Here is a 17,290-nt window from a genome sequence, read left to right as displayed (position 1 = left end):
CATACCAAACGTCTGGAGCGCGGACGGTGAACGCAAGTTCATTGAACGTGCTCTACGTCTTGGTGAAGTCCGTGGGGCGCTTGTCCAGGAAGGCGGCGAGCCCCTCGCGCGCCTCGGGGCCGCCCAGCGCCTCGGCGATCCCGTCGGCCTCGAGGTCGAGCTGCTCGTCCACCGACGCGGTCGCCGCGCTGTTCACAAGGGCCTTGCCGCGGGCGATCGCCATCGCCGGTCCGCGCGCCAGCTCCGCCGCCCACGCCTGCGCCGCCGCCAGCACCGTGCCGGGCTCGGCGAGGCGGTTGATCAGGCCGAGGGCGGCCAGCCGCTCGGCCGGGATGCGATCGCCCGTCCACACCATCTCCTGCACCAGATGGCGCGGCAAAGCGCGGCCGAAGAACACGGTCGACCCGCCGTCCGGCGTCAGCCCGATCTTCACGTAGGCGATGGACATGTAGGCCGTGCGCGAGGCGACGATGAGGTCGCAGGCCGCCGCCAGCGACGCCCCCGCCCCCGCGGCCCCGCCCTCGACCGCCGCGATGATCGGCAGGCGGCTTGCGCGGATGGTGCGGATCAACGTGTGCAGCTTTTCCACGCTCTGCCGCCGGGTCGCGGTGTCGGCGCCGACACGGTCGCGCAGGCTGGTGATGTTGCCGCCCGAGCAGAAGAAGTCGCCCGCCCCGGTCAGCACCACCGCCCGCACCGAAGCGTCCGCCTCCGCCGCCTTCAGCGCGTCTGTGGTGCCGAGATAGACCTCCGGCACCAGCGAGTTGCGCGTCGCCGGGTCGTTGTTGACGATCGTCAGGACGGCGCCGTCCCGTTCGACTTCGACACGTGCCATCGCCCGTCCTCCCATCAATCCGTCTGGTGGGCGCTCACAATTGCGCCTCGTTGGTGAGCACCACGGTGCCGGCCGCGTGAAACATGCCGCCGACCCCGTGCGCCACGGAGATCTTCGCCCCCGGCACCTGCGCCGGCGAGACGCCGCGCATCTGCCGCACGCTCTCCTGCAGCGCGAACATGCCGTACATCCCGGAGTGCTGATAGGAGAGCCCGCCGCCGTTGGTGTTGAGCGGCAGCCTGCCGCCCGGCCGGGTGTGCCCCTCGGCGATGAACGGCCCCCCTTCGCCCCGGCCGACGAAGCCGAGATCCTCGAGGCCGTAGATCGGCAGGTGCGCGAAGGCGTCGTAGATCATCAGGTGGTCGACGTCGGCATGGGTGATCCCGGCCGACTCGAAGGCGAGCTTGCCCGACACGCGGAACGCGCGCGAGGAGGTGAAGTCCTCCATCTGGCTCACCATGGCCGTCTCCGCGCTCTCGCCTGCGCCGCGCACGTAGACCGGCCTGGTGGGAAAGTCCCGGGCGCGGTCGGCCTTGGTGAGCACCAGCGCGCCGCCGGCATCCGTCACCAGGCAGCACATCAGGAGACGGAACGGATCGGCGATCATCTTGGAGCTCAGGACGTCGTCGACGGTGATCGGGTCGCGGAACGAGGCGCGGGGGTGGAAGGCCGCCCACTCGCGCTGCACCACGGCGACCGTCGCCAGCTGCTCCAAGGTCAGGCCGGTCTCCTTCATCATCCGCAGCACCGGCAGCGTGAAGCGGGAGGGCGGCAGGGTGACGCCGTAGGGCGCCTCGAAGTTCATCTGGTTGGCGGAGGGGAAGATCGCCCGCATCAGCCGGCCCACCTGGCTGCGCCCGCTCTCGCCGTGGGTGATCAGCGCGGTGGTGCACAGCCCCGCCTCCAGCGCCGCCACCGCATGGCGCACGTGGACCATGAACGAGCAGCCGCCGACGGACGTGCCGTCCACCCAGGTCGGGTGGAGACCGAGGTGCTGGACGACGTCGGCCGCGTCCTGCCCGGCGGTGGCGAGACCGTCGACGTCGGCGAGCGTGAGGCCGCAGTCGTCGAGCGCGTTGAGCGCGGCGTCGGCATGCAGCGACAGCTGGGAGAGGTGGGGGACCTTGCCCATCTCGGTCGACTCGGCCGCGCCGACGATGGCGACGGAGCCGGGGGTCATTCGCCCGCTCCCTGCGCCGGGCGCCACTGCGGCAGCGAGATCTCGTCGGACAGCGCCTCGAACGTGACCTCGAGCGGCATGTCGAGCTCCAGGGCATCGTGAGACGGTTCGACGCCGAGGATGTTGGCCATCATCTTCACGCCCTCCTCCAGCTCCACCACGGCAACGACGAAGGGCGGCGTAAAGCCGGGCGCCTTCATGTGGTTGATGATGTAGGAGTGCAGCTTCGCCCGCCCCGACGCCTTGATCACGGCGATGTCGCGCGAACCGCAACGGGGGCAGAAGAAGCGCGGCGGGAAGTAGACGTGCCCGTGCGGGGTGCAGCGCTGCAGGCGCAGTTCGCCCGCCTTGGCGCCGTCCCAGAAGTGTGTCGTCTCCGGCGTGATCGTCGGCAGTGCGCGGTCGGCCATCGGCGGCTCCCTAAATCGGGTCCCAGCAGAAGACGTCGCCGGACCTCTCGTTGGGTATGAATTGCGGCGCCATGGCCGCGAAGGCCGTCGTCAGGACCGACTGCGGCGTCCACCCTTGGGCGGTGTGCACCGTGCGGATCGGGCGCGGCTGGCTGAAGAGGTAGATTTCGTTGGCGCGCACGCCGAAGATCTGCGCGGTGATGTCCTGCGCCGCGTCGGCTGCCAGCGCCGTCACCACCGCGGCGATCTTCTCCGGCTTCATCGCCTTCAGCCGCTCGACGCGCTGGGCGTCCGCGTCGCTCTTGACCGGGATGGAGCTGGTCATCCGGCCCCAGGCGAAGGGGGCGATGCAGTTGGACGTGACGCCGAAGCGCTGCATGTCGAGCGCGATCGACTTCGACAGGCCGGCGATGCCGAGCTTGGCGGCGGCCCGGATGGTGGCGGCCACCTCCTCCGCCGGCGTCTCGCCGGTGGTCTCGCCCGACATCGAGGCCCCGATGTCGTTGACGATCACCGCGGCGCCGTGGGCGGCCATCATCAGCGCGATCTCGCGGCCGATACCGCGGCCCGCGCCGGTGACCAGCGCGACCTTGCCGCCGAGCAGCTGGCTGGCGTCCATGCTCGCTTGCGTCCTCCCTCGTTCGCGGGACCCGCGAACCACGTGGCGGTTCGACCCCGCCAACTTGTTTAATAGCAAGCATGCGTAATATCGTGCGGCGAGCCGCGCAAGTCTGCATGTCGAAAGGACGTTTCGCAAATGGCCATCACCTCCACCCGTCGCCGGGGCCACTGAATATGGACGTTGCAGAGGCGGTCGCTCAGCGCACCTCCGTGCGCGCCTTCCTGCCGACGCCGGTGCCGGGCGAGCTGATCCGCCGCGTGCTGACCACGGCCGCGCGCGCCCCGTCCGGCGGCAACCTGCAGCCCTGGCACGTCGACATCGTCGCCGGCGAGGCGATGGCGCGGTTTCGCACGATGATGCAGGGCGTCCTCGCCGAGCATCCGCGGGGCGAGCCGACGCGCGAATACGACGTCTACCCGCCGGGGCTGACGCCGCCTTACAGCAACCGGCGCTTCGACGTCGGCGAGACGATGTACGCCAACCTGGGCATCGTCCGGGAGGACAAGAAGGCGCGCGGCGCATGGTTCAAGCGCAACGCGGACTTCTTCGGCGCGCCGATGGCTCTCTTCTGCACCGTGGACCGGCAGATGGGACCGCCGCAGTGGGCCGACTGCGGGATGTTCCTGCAAACGGTGATGCTGCTGCTGCAGGGCGAGGGCGTCGCCACCTGTGCGCAGGAATACTGGGCCGCCTATCCCGCCGCGGTCGGCGCATTCCTGGAGACGCCGCCCGAGCGCATGCTCTTCACCGGCGTCGCGATCGGCTACGCCGACACGGCGCATCGCGCCTTCACCCACCGCGCCAACCGCGTCCCGATCGACGATTTCGCCACCTTCCACGGCGTCTGAGCGGCTCGCGGTGCCGGAGCGCCGCCTAGACTAGCTGCGCTTGGCGAGGCCGTAGAGGGCGCGGCGGTCCCGCACGCCCTCCAGGTTGAAGGCACCGCGCAACACGAAGCGGCCTGGCGCGAGGTCGGCCACGGGCGCCGAGACCAGGACCGGCTCGCGCAGCATCTTGGTGAGCGCCTCGATGCGGGCGACCATGTTCACCGTCGGCCCGATGACCGAAAACGACAGGCGCCGCGGCGTCCCGATATTGCCGAAGCGCACGTCCCCCACCGCGAGCGCGATGCCGACGATGCCCGCGCGGGCGGAGGCGGCCATCGCCAGCGGCCCCCCGCGGGAGAGGATCCGCGCGCGCATCTCGGCGAGGCGGGCGAGGCTGTCGTCCAGGGCGGCGAGCGAGCGGCGCACGCCGTCGTCCTCGATGGGGAAGATCGCCAGTACCGCGTCGCCGATGAAGTCGAGCACGTGGCCGCCCGCGTCGCCGACCGCGCCGGCGGTCGCCTCGAACACCTCGTTGAGGAAGGCGATGGTCTCGTCCAGCGACAGCTCCTCGGCCAGCGGCGTGAAGGCGCGCATGTCGCTGTACCAGATGGCGGCCGGGATCACCTCGGCGTCACCGCGGCGGATGGCCCCGTCGAGCACGCGCTCGGCGGCGAGGCGGCCGAGGTAGGTGGTCGCCAGCGCCTTGCTCGCCTCCATCTCGATCAGCGCGCGGACGGCGAGCGCCAAGGTCGGCCGCAGCGCCATCATGGTGTCGACCGTGCGATCGTCGAACCCGGTCGGGGCGCGGGTACAGAAGCTGAAGAACACCCCCCGCATGACGCCGTGGTCGACGTGTGCGGCGCCGAACTTGGTGGTCGTGCCGATGTACCCGCTGTGCCCCTCGTCGCGCAGCTCGCGCAAGAGGTCGTAGGGTTGGGCCGGCGCCGTCAGGTCCACCCGATAGAGCGCGATCTCATTCTCGACGATGTGGCGCAGGACGCTGTTGCTGCCGTCACGCCGCGCCGCGTCCACATGGCTGAGCGCGCCCGCCTCCAGCGGCGCATCGTCCGCCCATGTGACGAAGTTGGCATAGGTCAGCGGATGCAGGGCGCGCCATCCGAGCGACAGACGCGAGATCGCCAGCCCCGCCGCGTTGAGCCGTTCGCCCAACTCGCTCAGCAGCGTGCCGATCTCGCGCGCTTCGAGCGCGACCTCGGTCAGCCAGACTTGGAGGTCGGCGACCTCCACCCGGCATTCGGTCAGCGACACGCAAAGAGTTCCGGCGGGTTCGCGATCCCCGCCAGCTCCGGCCGTCCCACGCTCATCCATCCCTCGCCCGCCTGACGCGCCACCGCGTCCGTCACCAGTATCGGCACGCCGTACGATTTCGTCAGCCGCTCGATCCGCACCACGCGGTTCACCGTGCCGCCGATCGCCGAGAACGTCATCCGCTCGTTGATGCCGATATTGCCATAGACGACACGGCCGATGTCGATGGCAACGCCAATCAGTTCTGCGAGGTCGTGCCGGTCGCCGATTGCGTCGCTGTGGCGCGCGCGGAGCGCACCGAGCCGCTCGCGCACGCAGTTCGTGGCCCTCAGGGCACGGGCGACGCCGTCCGCGCCGGGAAAGATCGCCAGCACCGCGTCGCCGATATAGTCCAGCACGTCGCCGCCGTGTTCGACCACCGGCTTGGCCGTGGCGGCGAAGAAGTCGTTCAGGAAGGGCAGGTAGCGCTCGGTGCCGAGCCGGTCGCACAGCGCCGTCGAGCCGCGCAGGTCGCAGTACCACACCACCGCGTCGATCGTGTCGCCGTGGCCGAGCAGGATCTCGCCGTCGAGCACGCGGTCGCCGGCGGTGCGCGGCAGGTAGGTGTGGGCGAGGCTGCGGCCGATGTCGGCCTGGAGGGTGGAGCGGATCGTCAGCGCCAGCATGTACTTGATGCGGTTGAGCGCATCCATCTCGTCGTCGCTGAAGCCGCCGGGGGCGTCGGACGCGAAGGAGAGCATCACCCCACCGCCGGGCCGCTTCATCTGCGTGTCCGCGCCGAAGCCGACGCGCACGATGACGTAGTCCGTCAGCCCGTCGGCGGCGAAGGCGGCGAGGCTGGGGAAGCGGTACGGCTCGTTGGCCCCCGCGAGGCGGCAGCGGTAGAAATCGACGTCGGCGGTCAAGAGATAGTGGATCGGCGAGGCGAGGAACTCGGGGCTGTTGGGGCCGTCCTCGTGCGTCCAGTGCTCCTCGAGGGCGCCCTCGTCGCGGGTCCACACGATGCTGGAGCTGGCGATGACCGGGTCGAGCCGGCGCCAGGCGGCATAGACGCGCGCCAACGTGAAGCCCGAGGCGCGGGCACGCTCGGCGAAGCCGGGCAGGATCTCGCGGGCGGAGACGTCACCCAGCGCGGCGAAGGCGAGGTAGATCTCGAGCGCCTCGATCGCGGCGCCGAGCGGGGACATCGGGGCGGAGCGTGTCCCCACCAGGCTCATCGATCCGTGCTCATCGGTCCGTGCTCATCGCCCCAGGCCGTGCTCATCGCCCCAGGCGCCTCGGGGCGGTCTCGTCGCGGCAGGCTCGGCGGGACGGGCGCGCGGCGCGCCGGCGGGCGGCAGCTCGCCCGCCGTGCCGCGCGGCGCGGCACACGGGTCGCGCGGGGTGTCAGACCGCGCGGCCGTGGCAATGCTTGTACTTCTTGCCGGAGCCGCACGGGCACGGCTCGTTGCGGGCGACCTTGCCCCAGGTCGTCGGGTCCGCGGCCGTGCGCTCGACGCCGGCGCGCTTCAGCGTGCGCGGCTCCCGCGCCTCGGCGATCTCCCCGTCGGTCGGGGCGCCGGCATATTCGTAGTCACCGTCCCCGTCGTCGTCACCGGTCAGCGGGTCGATGTGATGAGTCTCGAGCTCGTCGATCTCCTCCTCGGTGGGCATCGGCGGCGGACCGTCGCGCATCTGGATCTCGATGTGCATGAGCTGGCCGGTGACGGCGGTGCGCAGCTCGACGAGCATCGCCTCGAACAGGGCGAACGCCTCGGTCTTGTACTCGTTCAGCGGGTCGCGCTGGGCGTAGCCGCGGAAGCCGATCACCGAGCGCAGGTGGTCGAGCTGGGCGATGTGCTCGCGCCACAGGTGGTCGAGCGTCTGCAGCAACACCGACTTTTCGACCTGGCGCCACATGTCGGGGCCGTACTTGGCGACCTTCTTGGCCGCGGCCTCGCCCGTGGCGGTCTTGAGGCGCTCGCGGATCTCTTCGTCGGCGATGCCCTCTTCGTTCGCCCAGTCCATCACCGGCGCCTCGATGCCGAAGACGGATTGCACCTCGTCGTGGAGACCCTTGGTGTCCCACTGCTCGGGGTAGGCCTTTTCGGGGATGTGCTTGGCGACGATCGCCTCGACGACCTCCACGCGCATCTCCTCGATGGTCTCACGGACCTCGTCGTCCTGCATCAGCTCGCGGCGCTGCTCGAAGATGACCTTGCGCTGGTCGTTCATCACGTCGTCGTACTTGAGGACGTTCTTGCGGGCGTCGAAGTTGCGCGCCTCGACCTTCTGCTGCGCCTTCTCCAGCGCGCGGTTGATCCAGGGGTGGACGATCGCCTCGCCCTCCTCCAGCCCGAGGCGCTTCAGCATGCCGTCCATGCGCTCGGAGCCGAAGATGCGCATCAAGTCGTCCTGCAAGGACAGATAGAATCGCGAGCGGCCGGGGTCGCCCTGACGGCCGGAGCGGCCGCGAAGCTGGTTGTCGATCCGGCGCGATTCGTGCCGCTCGGTGGCCAGAACGAAGAGGCCGCCCGCGGTGAGCGCCTTCTGCTTGCCCTCGGCGACACGGGCGCGGATCGCCTCTTCCTTCGACTTGCGCTCGGCGCCGGCCTCTTCGCCTTCGGGCAGGACGCCGAGCTCCTCCTCGATCAGCATATCGGCGTTGCCGCCGAGCTGAATGTCGGTGCCGCGGCCGGCCATGTTGGTGGCGATGGTGATGGCGCCCGGCACACCCGCCTGGGAGATGATCTTCGCCTCCTGCTCGTGGAAGCGGGCGTTGAGCACCTGGAAGGCCGGCTTGCCGCCCTTCATCGTCTCGCCGATCTTGATGGCGGCCTGCGGGTCGGAGAGGTCGCGCTGGCGGAAGCCCTCCTTCGTCAGCCGGTCGGCGAGGTACTCGGACTTCTCGATCGAGGTGGTGCCGACGAGGATCGGCTGGCCCTTCTCGTGGGCGGCGCGGATCTCCTCGACGACGGCGTTATATTTCTCTTCCTGCGTGCGGTAGACCTGATCGTCCTCGTCGAGGCGCAGGATCGGCAGGTTGGTCGGGATCGTGACGACGTCGAGCTTGTAGATGTCCATGAACTCTTCCGCCTCGGTGTCGGCGGTGCCGGTCATGCCCGCCAGCTTGGCGTACATGCGGAAATAGTTCTGGAAGGTGATCGACGCGACGGTCTGGTTCTCCGGCTGGATCGGCTGCTTTTCCTTCGCCTCCAGCGCCTGATGGAGCCCCTCGCCGTAACGGCGGCCGGGCATCATGCGGCCGGTGAACTCGTCGATGATGATGACCTCGCCGGACTTCACGATGTAGTCCCGGTCGCGCTGGAAGAGGCGGTGCGCGCGCAGCGCCTGCTGCAGGTGGTGGACGACGGAGACATTCTCGACGTCGTAAAGCGTCTCGCCCTTCAACAGGCCGGCCTCGGAGAGGAGCTGCTCCAGCTTCTCGTTGCCGGCTTCGGTGAAGTGCGCGGTCTTCTGCTTCTCGTCGACCTCGTAGTCCTCTGCCACGAGGCGGGGAATGAACGTGTCGATCGTGTTGTAGAAGTCCGAGCGATCCTCGAGCGGGCCGGAGATGATGAGCGGCGTGCGCGCCTCGTCGATCAGGATGGAGTCCACCTCGTCGACGATGGCGAAGTTGTGCTTCCGCTGCGCCATCTGGCGAATATCGTATTTCAGATTGTCGCGCAGATAGTCGAAGCCGAACTCGTTGTTGGTGCCGTAGGTGATGTCGGCATCGTAGGCGGCCTTGCGCTCGACGTCGGACTTGCCGTGGACGATGACACCGGTCGACATGCCGAGGAAGCGGTAGATGCGCCCCATCCACTCGGCGTCGCGCACGGCGAGATAGTCGTTCACGGTGACGACGTGGACGCCGTTGCCCGAGAGCGCGTTGAGGTAGACGGCGAGCGTGGCGACGAGGGTCTTGCCCTCGCCGGTCTTCATTTCGGCGATCGAGCCTTCGTGGAGGACCATGCCGCCGATCAGCTGCACGTCATAATGTCGCTGGCCGAGGACGCGTTTGGCGGCCTCGCGAACGGTGGCGAATGCGGGGACGAGAACGTCGTCGAGGGATTTCCCGGCGGCGATCTGGGCCTTCAGCTCATCGGTCTTGGCCTTGAGCTCTGTGTCCGTCAGCCGCTCGAACTCGGGCTCGGCGGCATTGATCGCATCCACCCGGCTGCGGTAGCCCTTGACGCGGCGGTCGTTCGCCGAGCCGAAGATGCGTTTGGTCAGGGTGCCGAGCATCCGAGATGTCCTTACCTTATGCGGAGCGGCGCACGGCCATGATACGAACCGGCGCGATGGGCGGCAATCGAACGTCTGCCGCGCGCGATCCGACATATGTTTGGGGCTGGGCCATGTCAAACGAGACGCCCGCCCCCAGTCCGAAGGACAACCCACAATGATCAAGCGCACGCTCAGTGCGATGGCCCTGTCGGCCCTCCTCGTTTCCTCCGCGTTCGCGCAGGACAATGCCGCCGATGCCCCCGCCCCCGATCAGGTGCTCGCCACCGTCAACGGCCAGGACATCACCGTGGGCGACGTGACCTACGCCCGCGCCGCGCTCGGCGAGGCGGTCCAGCAGCTGCCCGAGTCGCAGCAGGGCGAGATGGTCCTCTCCCTCCTCATCGACATGGCGCTGATGGCCGACGCCGCCGAAGCCGAAGGCATGGCCGACACGCCCGAGTTCAAGCAGCGGATGGCCTTCCAGCGCCTGCAGGCCCTGCAGGAGAGTTACATGACCTCCATCGTGCAGGACAACGTCTCCGAAGAGGCGTTGCAGGCCCGCTACGAGGAGGAAGTCGCCAAGCTGCCCAAGGAGCAGCTCACCGCCAGCCACATCCTGGTCGAGACCGAGGAAGAGGCAAAGGACCTCATCAAGCAGCTCGACGAGGGGGCCGACTTCGCCGCGCTCGCCGAGGCGCACTCCAAGGACCCCGGGTCGGCCAAGCGCGGCGGCTCGCTGGGCAACTTCACCCGCGGCCGCATGGTCAAGCCGTTCGAGGACGCCGCCTTCGCGCTCGACGTCGGAGAGATCACCGAGGAGCCGGTGCAGTCGCAGTTCGGCTGGCACGTCATCAAGCTCGACGAGCGGGGCGAGGTACCGGTGCCGCCGCTGACCCAGGTGGCCGGGCAGATCCAGCAGCTCATCGTGCGCGACGCCTACGTCGCCGCCGTCGCCAAGCTGAAGGAGGACGCCACCATCGAGACCGCCTCGGGCGAGACGCCGACGTCGGCGATCGGTTCGGTCAAGGCCCCGCCGGTCGACGCCGACGCGCCGATTCCGACCCCGACGAAGTAAGTCCGCGGGCGGGGCCCGGCGCCCCGCCTCCTCTCTCCGCGCCCCCCCGCATCCGCCGGTCGCCGCGCCTGCGCCCGGCGGCGCGACGATGCCGCTCCGGTCGATGCGGTTGCCGCTTTTCGCGGCGGCGTGAATGGCGTATGCGCGGGACCGTTGCCGTCCGAGACGAGACCTATGACCCCATCGCCCTTCGCGCCCGCCCACCTCCCCGAGCCGCCCGCCGTGGCAGGGGTGCGCCTCGCCACCGCCGAGGCCGGCATCAAGTACCGCGGCCGCACCGACGTCCTGCTGATGGCGTTCGACGAAGGCACCACCGTGGCCGGCGTGTTCACCACCTCGCGCTGCCCGTCCGCCCCGGTGGAGTGGTGCCGCGCGCAGCTTGCGCGGGGTACCGCGCGGGCGCTTTTGGTCAACTCCGGCAACGCCAACGCCTTCACCGGCAAGAAGGGCCGCGCGGCGACGTCCCTCTCGGCCGATCTCGCCGCCCAGGCGCTGGGGATCGCGGCCGAGGACGTCTTCCTCGCCTCCACCGGCGTCATCGGCGAGCCGCTGCCGGCCGAACGGTTCGGCGCCGTCATGGAGGGCGCCGCCGCCAGGTTGACGCCGGGCGGCTGGGCCGATGCGGCCCGCGCCATCATGACGACCGACACCTTCCCCAAGGCCGAGAGCCGCACCGTGGCGCTGTCGGGCGGGTCCGTCACCATCACCGGCATCGCCAAGGGCGCGGGCATGATCGCGCCGGACATGGCGACGATGCTGTCCTTCGTGGCCACCGATGCGGCGATCCCGGCGCCCGACTTGCAGGCGATGCTGTCCGCCGGCGTCGGCAAGAGCTTCAACAAGGTGACGATCGACAGCGACACGTCGACGTCCGACACCGTGCTCCTCTTCGCGACCGGCGCCTCGGGCGTCGCGGTCGCGGGGGAGGATGCGTTGCGCTTCGCCGCCGCGCTCGACGACCTGCTCCTGGCGCTGGCCCACTGGGTCACCAAGGACGGCGAGGGCTGCACGAAGTTCGTCTCGATCACGGTGGAGGGCGCCGAGAGCGACGCGTCCGCCAACAAGATCGCCAAGTCGATCGCCGATTCGCCGCTGGTAAAGACCGCCATCGCCGGCGAGGACGCCAACTGGGGCCGCATCGTCATGGCGGTGGGCAAGGCGGGCGAGCCGGCCGACCGCGACCGCCTGGCCATCTGGTTCGACGACGTGCGCGTCGCCGTCGAAGGCGAGCGCGACCCGGCCTACTCGGAGGCCGCCGCGTCGGCCGTGATGCAGAAGCCGGAGATCGCCATCCGCGTCGACCTCGGGCTCGGCAGCGGGCGCGACACGGTGTGGACCTGCGATCTCACCAAGGAATATGTCGCCATCAACGGGGACTACCGCTCCTGATGCGCCTCGTCCTGGTGGCGGCCGCCGCGCTGATCGACGAGGCGGGCCACATCCTCGTCACGCAGCGCCCACCGGGGAAGGCGATGGCCGGCCTGTGGGAGTTCCCCGGCGGCAAGATCGAGGCCGGGGAGACCCCCGAGGTCGCCCTCTGCCGCGAGCTCTTCGAGGAGATCGGCGTCACCGTGGACCCGGCGACGCCCGAGCCCCTCACCTTCGCCAGCCACACCTACGACGACTTCCACCTGATGATGCCGCTCTTCGCCGTACGCCGCTGGACCGGCACGCCGCGCACGAAAGAGGTGGCGGATTTGAAATTTGTCGCGCCGCTGGCTTTATCCTTGCTTGAGATGCCTGCGGCGGACGCCCCGCTGGTCCAATTCATTCAGAGCATATTCACCGACATTTCCGCTACTTAGTTCGAACGGATTGCTGCGCTGAACCGTTAGGTGATTATCGGTGCACGTCGTCACATCGGCGACGCATTCCCTGTTCAATAACGAACCGGGTAAGGAGAGCGTGGATGAAAATTGCCCGGCGACATCTGGTCTCCGGCGCCGCCGCTGCCTGGGCCCTGGCCGGTGCTGCCGGGGGGTGGCCGCGATTCGTCACCGATGCCCTCGCCGAGGGTAGCGACCATCTGACCCGTCTCCCCGAGCTGTACGGCGAGACCGCCCCCTTTTCGCCGCAGCGGTTGCGCGAGTTGGCCCAAGCCCTCGCCCAGCAGGACTACGACGACCGCCGCGGCGACATCCCCGCCTCGTTGAGCGACATGGACTACGCCACCTACCGGCAGATCCAGCCGTGGAAGAAGTGGCCGCAGCCGCTGGGGCCGGACAAGCGCTTCTCGTTCGACGCGCTGCCGCCGGGCTTCGTCTACAATCAGCCGGTCGAGATCTGGGTCGTCGAGGGGGAGACGGCGCAGAAGGTGGTCTACGACCCCGAGAGCTACTGGGTCGGCGAACTGGCCGAGGGCAAGTTGCCCAAAGAGAACGTCCCCTTTTCCGGCTTCCGCCTGCACGCCAACGTCGCCGACAGCGAGTCGCTGTCCGAGTTCGCGGTGTTCCAGGGGGCGAGCTATTTCCGGGCGGTCGGCCGGCACGAGACCTACGGTCTTTCGGCCCGAGGCCTCGCCATCGACACCGGCGTTCCGACCGGCGAAGAGTTCCCCGTCTTCCGCGCCTTCTGGCTGGAGACGACGGCGGACGACGCCAACGGTGTGGTCGTCCACGCGTTGCTGGATTCTCCATCGACGACGGGGGTCTACCGCTTTACAATCGCCCCGGGCGACGCCACCTTCGTGGACGTGGAGCTGACGCTTTTCCCGCGGCGCTCCATCAAGACGATCGGGTTCGCCCCATTTTCGTCAATGTTTCTGTTCTCAGGCGTAAATCGCTGGGATTTCGTCGACTACCGCGATGCGGTGCACGACTCCGACGGCCTCTCGATCTTCACGGGGGGCGGGGAATGGCTGTGGCGTCCGATCAACAATCCGGACCGCCTGCAGATCTCCGCTTTCGTGGACGAGAATCCGCGCGGGTTCGGCCTCGTCCAGCGGAGCCGCGAGTTCTCCGACTACGAGGACGCCGAGGCTCGCTACGAGCTTCGCACCTCGGCGTGGGTGGAGCCGCGCGGCGACTGGGGCAAAGGCTCGGTTGTCCTCTTCGAAATCCCTACAACCAAAGAGTGGAACGACAACATCGTCGCCTACTGGCAACCCGCCACCGAGCTACCTGCCGGACAACCTTTTGATTTGGCTTACCGAATCCATTGGGAGGACGTCCCCCAGGTCGCTTCACCCGGACCGCAAGTCATAAAGACGCGCATCGGGCGGAACCTTTCGGACGATCGATACCTTTTTGTCGTGGACTACCTCATGCGCGGGACGTCGACGCAGAACCTCGAGATGCGGATCTCCGCCTCGACCGGGACCGTGTCGAACCTTGTGACCTACCCCGTGCCCGAGCGAGATGTCCAACGCGTAACATTTGAGTTGGATCCCAAAGACTCGGATCTCGTCGAGATCCGGCTGGCCCTCGAACCGGAAGATGGACCTCCAGGCGAGCGATGGCTTTACCGATGGACACGCTAGGCTCAATGCAGCAACTGACTGCGACTCCGGCGCCAGCTCCGCTGGCAATGCCCGAACAATCCTTCCAGACGCGCGGATTCCGCGCTCATTCCTTTGGCCGCCCCAGTCCTCGCACCATCGCCGCACGGGCCACGCTCGTGCTGGTGACCCTGTCGCTCACGATCTTCGGCATCAGCGAGATGTACGCGGTCGCCAAGGTCGGATCGATCGCGGCGCTCGAGTGGGTCCTGCTCGCCGCGTTCTCCGTCGCCTTCGGCTGGATCGCCTTCAGCGCCGCCAACGCGCTCGCCGGCATCTTCGCCCCCCGCGGCAAGAACGAGGACATCTACGCCCCCGGCGGCCTCACCGCGATCGTCATGCCGATCTACAACGAGGACCCGCGCGAGGTGTTCTCGGCGCTGGCGGCGATGGTCAACGACCTGCCGGAGCGGCTGCGCACATCGTTCGAAGTCTTCATCATTTCCGACACGACGAGCCCCGAGGTGTGGATCGCCGAGGAGCGCGCGCTCGCCATCCTGCGCGCCAAGTGCGGTCCGACGCGCGTGTGGTACCGCCGCCGCCGCGACAACGCGCACCGCAAGGCCGGCAATGTGGCCGACTTCGTGCGCCGCTGGGGCGGTCGATACGAGCACATGATCATGCTCGACGCCGACAGCCTGATGACCGGCGACTGCATGGCTCGCCTGCGTGCGGCGATGATCGCCGACCCGAAGGCCGGGATCATCCAGTCCAACCCGCAGCTGATCGGCGGGCAGACCCCGTTCGCCCGCGCCCAGCAGTTCGCCAACACCGTCACCGGCAAGGTGGTCGGCGGCGGCATCGCGGCCTGGCAGGGCGAGGACGGCAACTACTGGGGCCACAACGCGATCATCCGCATGTCCGCCTTCGCGGGCGCCGCGGGCCTGCCGAGCCTCGCCGGCAGGCCGCCGTTCGGCGGGTCGATCCTCAGCCACGACTTCGTCGAGGCGGCGCTCATCCGCCGCGCCGGCTGGACCGTGACCATGCGTCCGGACATCACCGGCTCCTACGAGGGTGCGCCGACGGACCTCTTCGGCGTTATCAAGCGTGACCGTCGCTGGGCGCAGGGCAACCTGCAGCACGCCCGCCTCGTCGGCGCGCCGGGCCTCGCCTTCTGCTCGCGGCTGCACTTCACCATCGGCATCCTCGCCTACGTGATGAGCCCGGTGTGGCTGTTCCTGCTGCTCACCGGCGTGGCGCTCTCGGTGCAGGCGACCCTGATCCGGCCGGAGTACTTCCCCTCCAGCTTCGCCCTCTTCCCGACGTGGCCGGCCTTCGACTCGGCCCGCATGGTGACGCTCTTCATCATCTCGCTGGTGGTGCTGCTGCTGCCCAAGATCATGGCGATGGTGAACGCCCTCTTCGACCGGGAGCTGCGGCGCGGCTGCGGCGGTCCGCTGGGCGTCGTCGGGTCCACCTTCCTGGAGCTGGTGATCACCACGCTGATCGCGCCGATCATGATGATCGCGCAGACCGGGATCGTGATGTCGATCCTGCTCGGCCGCGCGGTGGGCTGGCTGCCGCAGGCGCGCAGCGGGTCGAGCGTGAGCTGGCTGGCGGCGACGCAGTTCCACATGGTCCACATGGCGTGCGGCCTGGTGCTGGGCATCATCGCCCTCATCCACTCGCCGACCCTGGCGGCCTGGATGTCGCCGACGTTGTTCGCCCTGATCCTGGCGGTGCCGATCTCCAAGGGCTGCGGCTCGTTCTGGCTCGGCCGCAAGCTGCGCCGCAACCACGCGCTGATGACCCCGCAGGAGGCCGCCCCGCCGGAGGTCCTGCGCATGGCCCGGCGCGAGGCGCACGCCTTCCCCGCCAGCCTGCCGCGCGACGCTCTCATCACGCTCGCCGAGGACCAGACGCTGTGCGACGCCCACCTCGGCGCCCTGGAGCCCGAGCAGCGCGGGCGCGGCTCGTTCGACACCACCCGCGCCCTCGCCGCCGCCAAGCTGGGCGAGGCGCAGAGCATCGAGGAGCTGGCGAGCTGGCTCGCACCGGCCGAACGGCTCACGCTGCTGTCCGACACCGGCCTCCTCGCCAACGCGCTGGAGCTGGCCAAGCGCCGCGCGATGGGCGCCAAGGCGGCCTGACCGGCCCCACCCGACACGACAAAAAAAAGGGCGGCTCCCCTGCGGGAGCCGCCCTTTCGCGTTGTCCGATCGGTCGACCGTCAGAGCGAGAGGCGGGCGCTGTCCGCGTCTCCGGCGGGGCGATGCGGCTTCACCTCCGCGGCGTCGCCCTTGCCGAAGCGGGCCCGCGCGGCGTCGACGCGGAACTGGTTGCGCACGGCCCAGGCGCCGAGCGCCTCAAGCGGGTTCAACAGGTCGAACCCGAGGTCGGTCAGCTCGTAGTCGACCCGCGGCGGGATCGAGGGGGTGACGGTGCGTTTCACGAAACCGTCGCGCTCCAGCTCGCGCAGCGTGGAGGTCAGCATCTTCTGGCTGATATCCTCGATCTCGCGCTTCAGGTCGGAGAACCGGCGCGGCCCGTCCGCGAGGCGCGTGACGATCAGGACGGTCCATTTGCCGCCGATCCGCGACAACAGCTCCTTCACCGGCCGGCAGCAGGTGCCTCTGAACTCATACTCGGGTTCCTTCGGTGCGCCCATGGTTACCTCAAAGTGCCGTCTTGCGACTGTGACTGGGTCATATAGGTGGTACGGCGGTCACTTTACGATACCGGAGTATCCGATGAAAACCGTCACCGTCATCGTCGGCAGCGCCCGCGAGGGATCGATCAACCTGAAGCTGGCACGCGCGATCGAGAAGCTGGCCGCCGGCCGCCTCGCCTTCAAGTTCGTCGCGATCGACGATCTGCCGATGTACAACGACGACCTGTGGCGCGACACGCCCGCCGCCGTCACCGCGTTCAAGGCGGAGATCGCCGCGGCCGAAGCGGTCCTGTTCGTCACGCCGGAGTACAATCGCACCATCCCGCCGCTGCTCAACAACGCCCTCGCCTGGGCGTCCAAGCCGTATGGGCAGAACGCCTGGGTGGGCAAGCCGGCGGCCGTGATCGGCACGACGCCGGGCGCGATCGGCACCGCCATCGCCCAGTCGCACCTGCGCTACATCGCGACGGTGCTCGACATGGTGGTGCTCGGCCAGCCGGAGGTCTACTTCCAGACCAAGCCCGGCCTGATCGACGATACGTTCGACGTCACCGACGACACGACCCGCTCCTTCCTCGAGGCGTTCGTGGCCAAGTTCGCCACCTTCCTCGACCGGGTCGAGGTGCGCGAGACGCAAGCGGCCTGACACGCCGGGACGGCGGCCCAGCAGGCGACGGCGACGGTGGCGGTGGCGGTGGCGCGATAAACATCACGCACACCGCCGCCGAAGCGCCGCGCGGCAAGACATGGTTTGTG

Annotated in this window: 15 protein-coding genes; 7 read left to right on the top strand and 8 right to left on the bottom strand. The window is 69.0% G+C overall.

Annotated elements, in window-relative coordinates; translation table 11 throughout:
- Positions 1–52: 52 nt before the first annotated feature.
- From MRB58_RS15290 to MRB58_RS15275, 4 genes are read right to left on the bottom strand one after another with little or no spacing between them, the layout of a single operon-like run.
- The gene (locus MRB58_RS15290) at positions 53–835 is read right to left on the bottom strand and encodes an oxepin-CoA hydrolase, alternative type (RefSeq protein ID WP_244777984.1); all 783 of its coding nucleotides are present in this window, start codon (positions 833–835) and stop codon (positions 53–55) included.
- 34 nt (positions 836–869) lie between these two features.
- Positions 870–2,015 carry a thiolase gene (locus tag MRB58_RS15285; protein WP_244777983.1) on the bottom strand — a complete coding sequence of 382 codons (1,146 nt, stop codon included), beginning with the start codon at positions 2,013–2,015 and terminating at the stop codon, positions 870–872.
- Positions 2,012–2,425 carry a Zn-ribbon domain-containing OB-fold protein gene (locus MRB58_RS15280; RefSeq protein ID WP_244777982.1) on the bottom strand — a complete coding sequence of 138 codons (414 nt, stop codon included), beginning with the start codon at positions 2,423–2,425 and terminating at the stop codon, positions 2,012–2,014. Before MRB58_RS15280 ends, MRB58_RS15285 begins: the two co-directional genes overlap by 4 nt.
- Positions 2,426–2,435: 10 nt before the next feature.
- Entirely contained in the window at positions 2,436–3,044 is a 609-nt protein-coding gene (locus MRB58_RS15275; RefSeq protein WP_244777981.1) for an SDR family oxidoreductase, read from the bottom strand.
- A 176-nt stretch (positions 3,045–3,220) separates the two neighbouring features.
- Between MRB58_RS15275 and MRB58_RS15270 the strand changes: the two genes are divergently transcribed.
- Entirely contained in the window at positions 3,221–3,895 is a 675-nt protein-coding gene (locus tag MRB58_RS15270) for a nitroreductase (protein ID WP_244777980.1), read from the top strand.
- Positions 3,896–3,925: 30 nt separating this feature from the next.
- On the opposite strand, the gene MRB58_RS15265 is transcribed toward MRB58_RS15270, so the two are convergent.
- The 3 genes from MRB58_RS15265 to secA form a co-directional block, all read right to left on the bottom strand.
- Complete coding sequence (locus MRB58_RS15265) at positions 3,926–5,143, bottom strand: adenylate/guanylate cyclase domain-containing protein (RefSeq protein WP_244777979.1); 1,218 nt, start codon at positions 5,141–5,143, stop codon at positions 3,926–3,928.
- Complete coding sequence (locus MRB58_RS15260) at positions 5,134–6,351, bottom strand: adenylate/guanylate cyclase domain-containing protein (protein WP_244777978.1); 1,218 nt, start codon at positions 6,349–6,351, stop codon at positions 5,134–5,136. Before MRB58_RS15260 ends, MRB58_RS15265 begins: the two co-directional genes overlap by 10 nt.
- A gap of 178 nt (positions 6,352–6,529) precedes the next feature.
- Positions 6,530–9,370 carry a preprotein translocase subunit SecA gene (gene secA / locus MRB58_RS15255; protein ID WP_244777977.1) on the bottom strand — a complete coding sequence of 947 codons (2,841 nt, stop codon included), beginning with the start codon at positions 9,368–9,370 and terminating at the stop codon, positions 6,530–6,532.
- A gap of 157 nt (positions 9,371–9,527) precedes the next feature.
- Here secA and MRB58_RS15250 point away from each other — a divergent pair, with 157 nt between their 5' ends.
- From MRB58_RS15250 to mdoH, 5 genes are all read left to right on the top strand, one after another.
- Positions 9,528–10,427 carry a peptidylprolyl isomerase gene (locus tag MRB58_RS15250; protein WP_244777976.1) on the top strand — a complete coding sequence of 300 codons (900 nt, stop codon included), beginning with the start codon at positions 9,528–9,530 and terminating at the stop codon, positions 10,425–10,427.
- Between the two features lie 174 nt (positions 10,428–10,601).
- Complete coding sequence (gene argJ, locus MRB58_RS15245) at positions 10,602–11,816, top strand: bifunctional glutamate N-acetyltransferase/amino-acid acetyltransferase ArgJ (protein ID WP_244777975.1); 1,215 nt, start codon at positions 10,602–10,604, stop codon at positions 11,814–11,816.
- The gene (locus MRB58_RS15240; RefSeq protein ID WP_244777974.1) at positions 11,816–12,232 is read left to right on the top strand and encodes a (deoxy)nucleoside triphosphate pyrophosphohydrolase; all 417 of its coding nucleotides are present in this window, start codon (positions 11,816–11,818) and stop codon (positions 12,230–12,232) included. Before argJ ends, MRB58_RS15240 begins: the two co-directional genes overlap by 1 nt.
- Positions 12,233–12,336: 104 nt before the next feature.
- Positions 12,337–13,905: a glucan biosynthesis protein gene (locus MRB58_RS15235; protein ID WP_244777973.1), complete on the top strand. Its 1,569-nt coding sequence runs from the start codon at positions 12,337–12,339 to the stop codon at positions 13,903–13,905.
- Positions 13,881–16,013 carry a glucans biosynthesis glucosyltransferase MdoH gene (mdoH, locus tag MRB58_RS15230; protein ID WP_371747186.1) on the top strand — a complete coding sequence of 711 codons (2,133 nt, stop codon included), beginning with the start codon at positions 13,881–13,883 and terminating at the stop codon, positions 16,011–16,013. The genes MRB58_RS15235 and mdoH overlap by 25 nt, the downstream gene beginning before the upstream one ends.
- Positions 16,014–16,093: 80 nt before the next feature.
- On the opposite strand, the gene MRB58_RS15225 is transcribed toward mdoH, so the two are convergent.
- Positions 16,094–16,531, bottom strand: coding sequence for a helix-turn-helix domain-containing protein (locus MRB58_RS15225; protein WP_244777971.1), 438 nt, complete (start codon positions 16,529–16,531; stop codon positions 16,094–16,096).
- A gap of 82 nt (positions 16,532–16,613) precedes the next feature.
- Here MRB58_RS15225 and MRB58_RS15220 point away from each other — a divergent pair, with 82 nt between their 5' ends.
- The gene (locus MRB58_RS15220) at positions 16,614–17,180 is read left to right on the top strand and encodes an NADPH-dependent FMN reductase (RefSeq protein WP_244777970.1); all 567 of its coding nucleotides are present in this window, start codon (positions 16,614–16,616) and stop codon (positions 17,178–17,180) included.
- The last annotated feature ends 110 nt before the right edge of the window (positions 17,181–17,290 follow it).

The organism is Acuticoccus sp. I52.16.1 (genome assembly GCF_022865125.1).
Taxonomy (GTDB): Bacteria; Pseudomonadota; Alphaproteobacteria; order Rhizobiales; family Amorphaceae; genus Acuticoccus.
This window is presented reverse-complemented; position numbering and strand designations above follow the sequence as displayed.

What these genes read in the sequence shown, in the direction of transcription:
- mdoH (WP_371747186.1), top strand. Translation starts at nt 13,881, where the DNA reads ATGGCTTTACCGATGGACACGCTAGGCTCAATGCAGCAACTGACTGCG.
- MRB58_RS15235 (WP_244777973.1), top strand. Translation starts at nt 12,337, where the DNA reads ATGAAAATTGCCCGGCGACATCTGGTCTCCGGCGCCGCCGCTGCCTGG.
- MRB58_RS15220 (WP_244777970.1), top strand. Translation starts at nt 16,614, where the DNA reads ATGAAAACCGTCACCGTCATCGTCGGCAGCGCCCGCGAGGGATCGATC.
- secA (WP_244777977.1), bottom strand. Translation starts at nt 9,370, where the DNA reads ATGCTCGGCACCCTGACCAAACGCATCTTCGGCTCGGCGAACGACCGC.
- MRB58_RS15280 (WP_244777982.1), bottom strand. Translation starts at nt 2,425, where the DNA reads ATGGCCGACCGCGCACTGCCGACGATCACGCCGGAGACGACACACTTC.
- MRB58_RS15290 (WP_244777984.1), bottom strand. Translation starts at nt 835, where the DNA reads ATGGCACGTGTCGAAGTCGAACGGGACGGCGCCGTCCTGACGATCGTC.
- argJ (WP_244777975.1), top strand. Translation starts at nt 10,602, where the DNA reads ATGACCCCATCGCCCTTCGCGCCCGCCCACCTCCCCGAGCCGCCCGCC.
- MRB58_RS15285 (WP_244777983.1), bottom strand. Translation starts at nt 2,015, where the DNA reads ATGACCCCCGGCTCCGTCGCCATCGTCGGCGCGGCCGAGTCGACCGAG.
- MRB58_RS15270 (WP_244777980.1), top strand. Translation starts at nt 3,221, where the DNA reads ATGGACGTTGCAGAGGCGGTCGCTCAGCGCACCTCCGTGCGCGCCTTC.
- MRB58_RS15225 (WP_244777971.1), bottom strand. Translation starts at nt 16,531, where the DNA reads ATGGGCGCACCGAAGGAACCCGAGTATGAGTTCAGAGGCACCTGCTGC.
- MRB58_RS15240 (WP_244777974.1), top strand. Translation starts at nt 11,816, where the DNA reads ATGCGCCTCGTCCTGGTGGCGGCCGCCGCGCTGATCGACGAGGCGGGC.
- MRB58_RS15250 (WP_244777976.1), top strand. Translation starts at nt 9,528, where the DNA reads ATGATCAAGCGCACGCTCAGTGCGATGGCCCTGTCGGCCCTCCTCGTT.
- MRB58_RS15275 (WP_244777981.1), bottom strand. Translation starts at nt 3,044, where the DNA reads ATGGACGCCAGCCAGCTGCTCGGCGGCAAGGTCGCGCTGGTCACCGGC.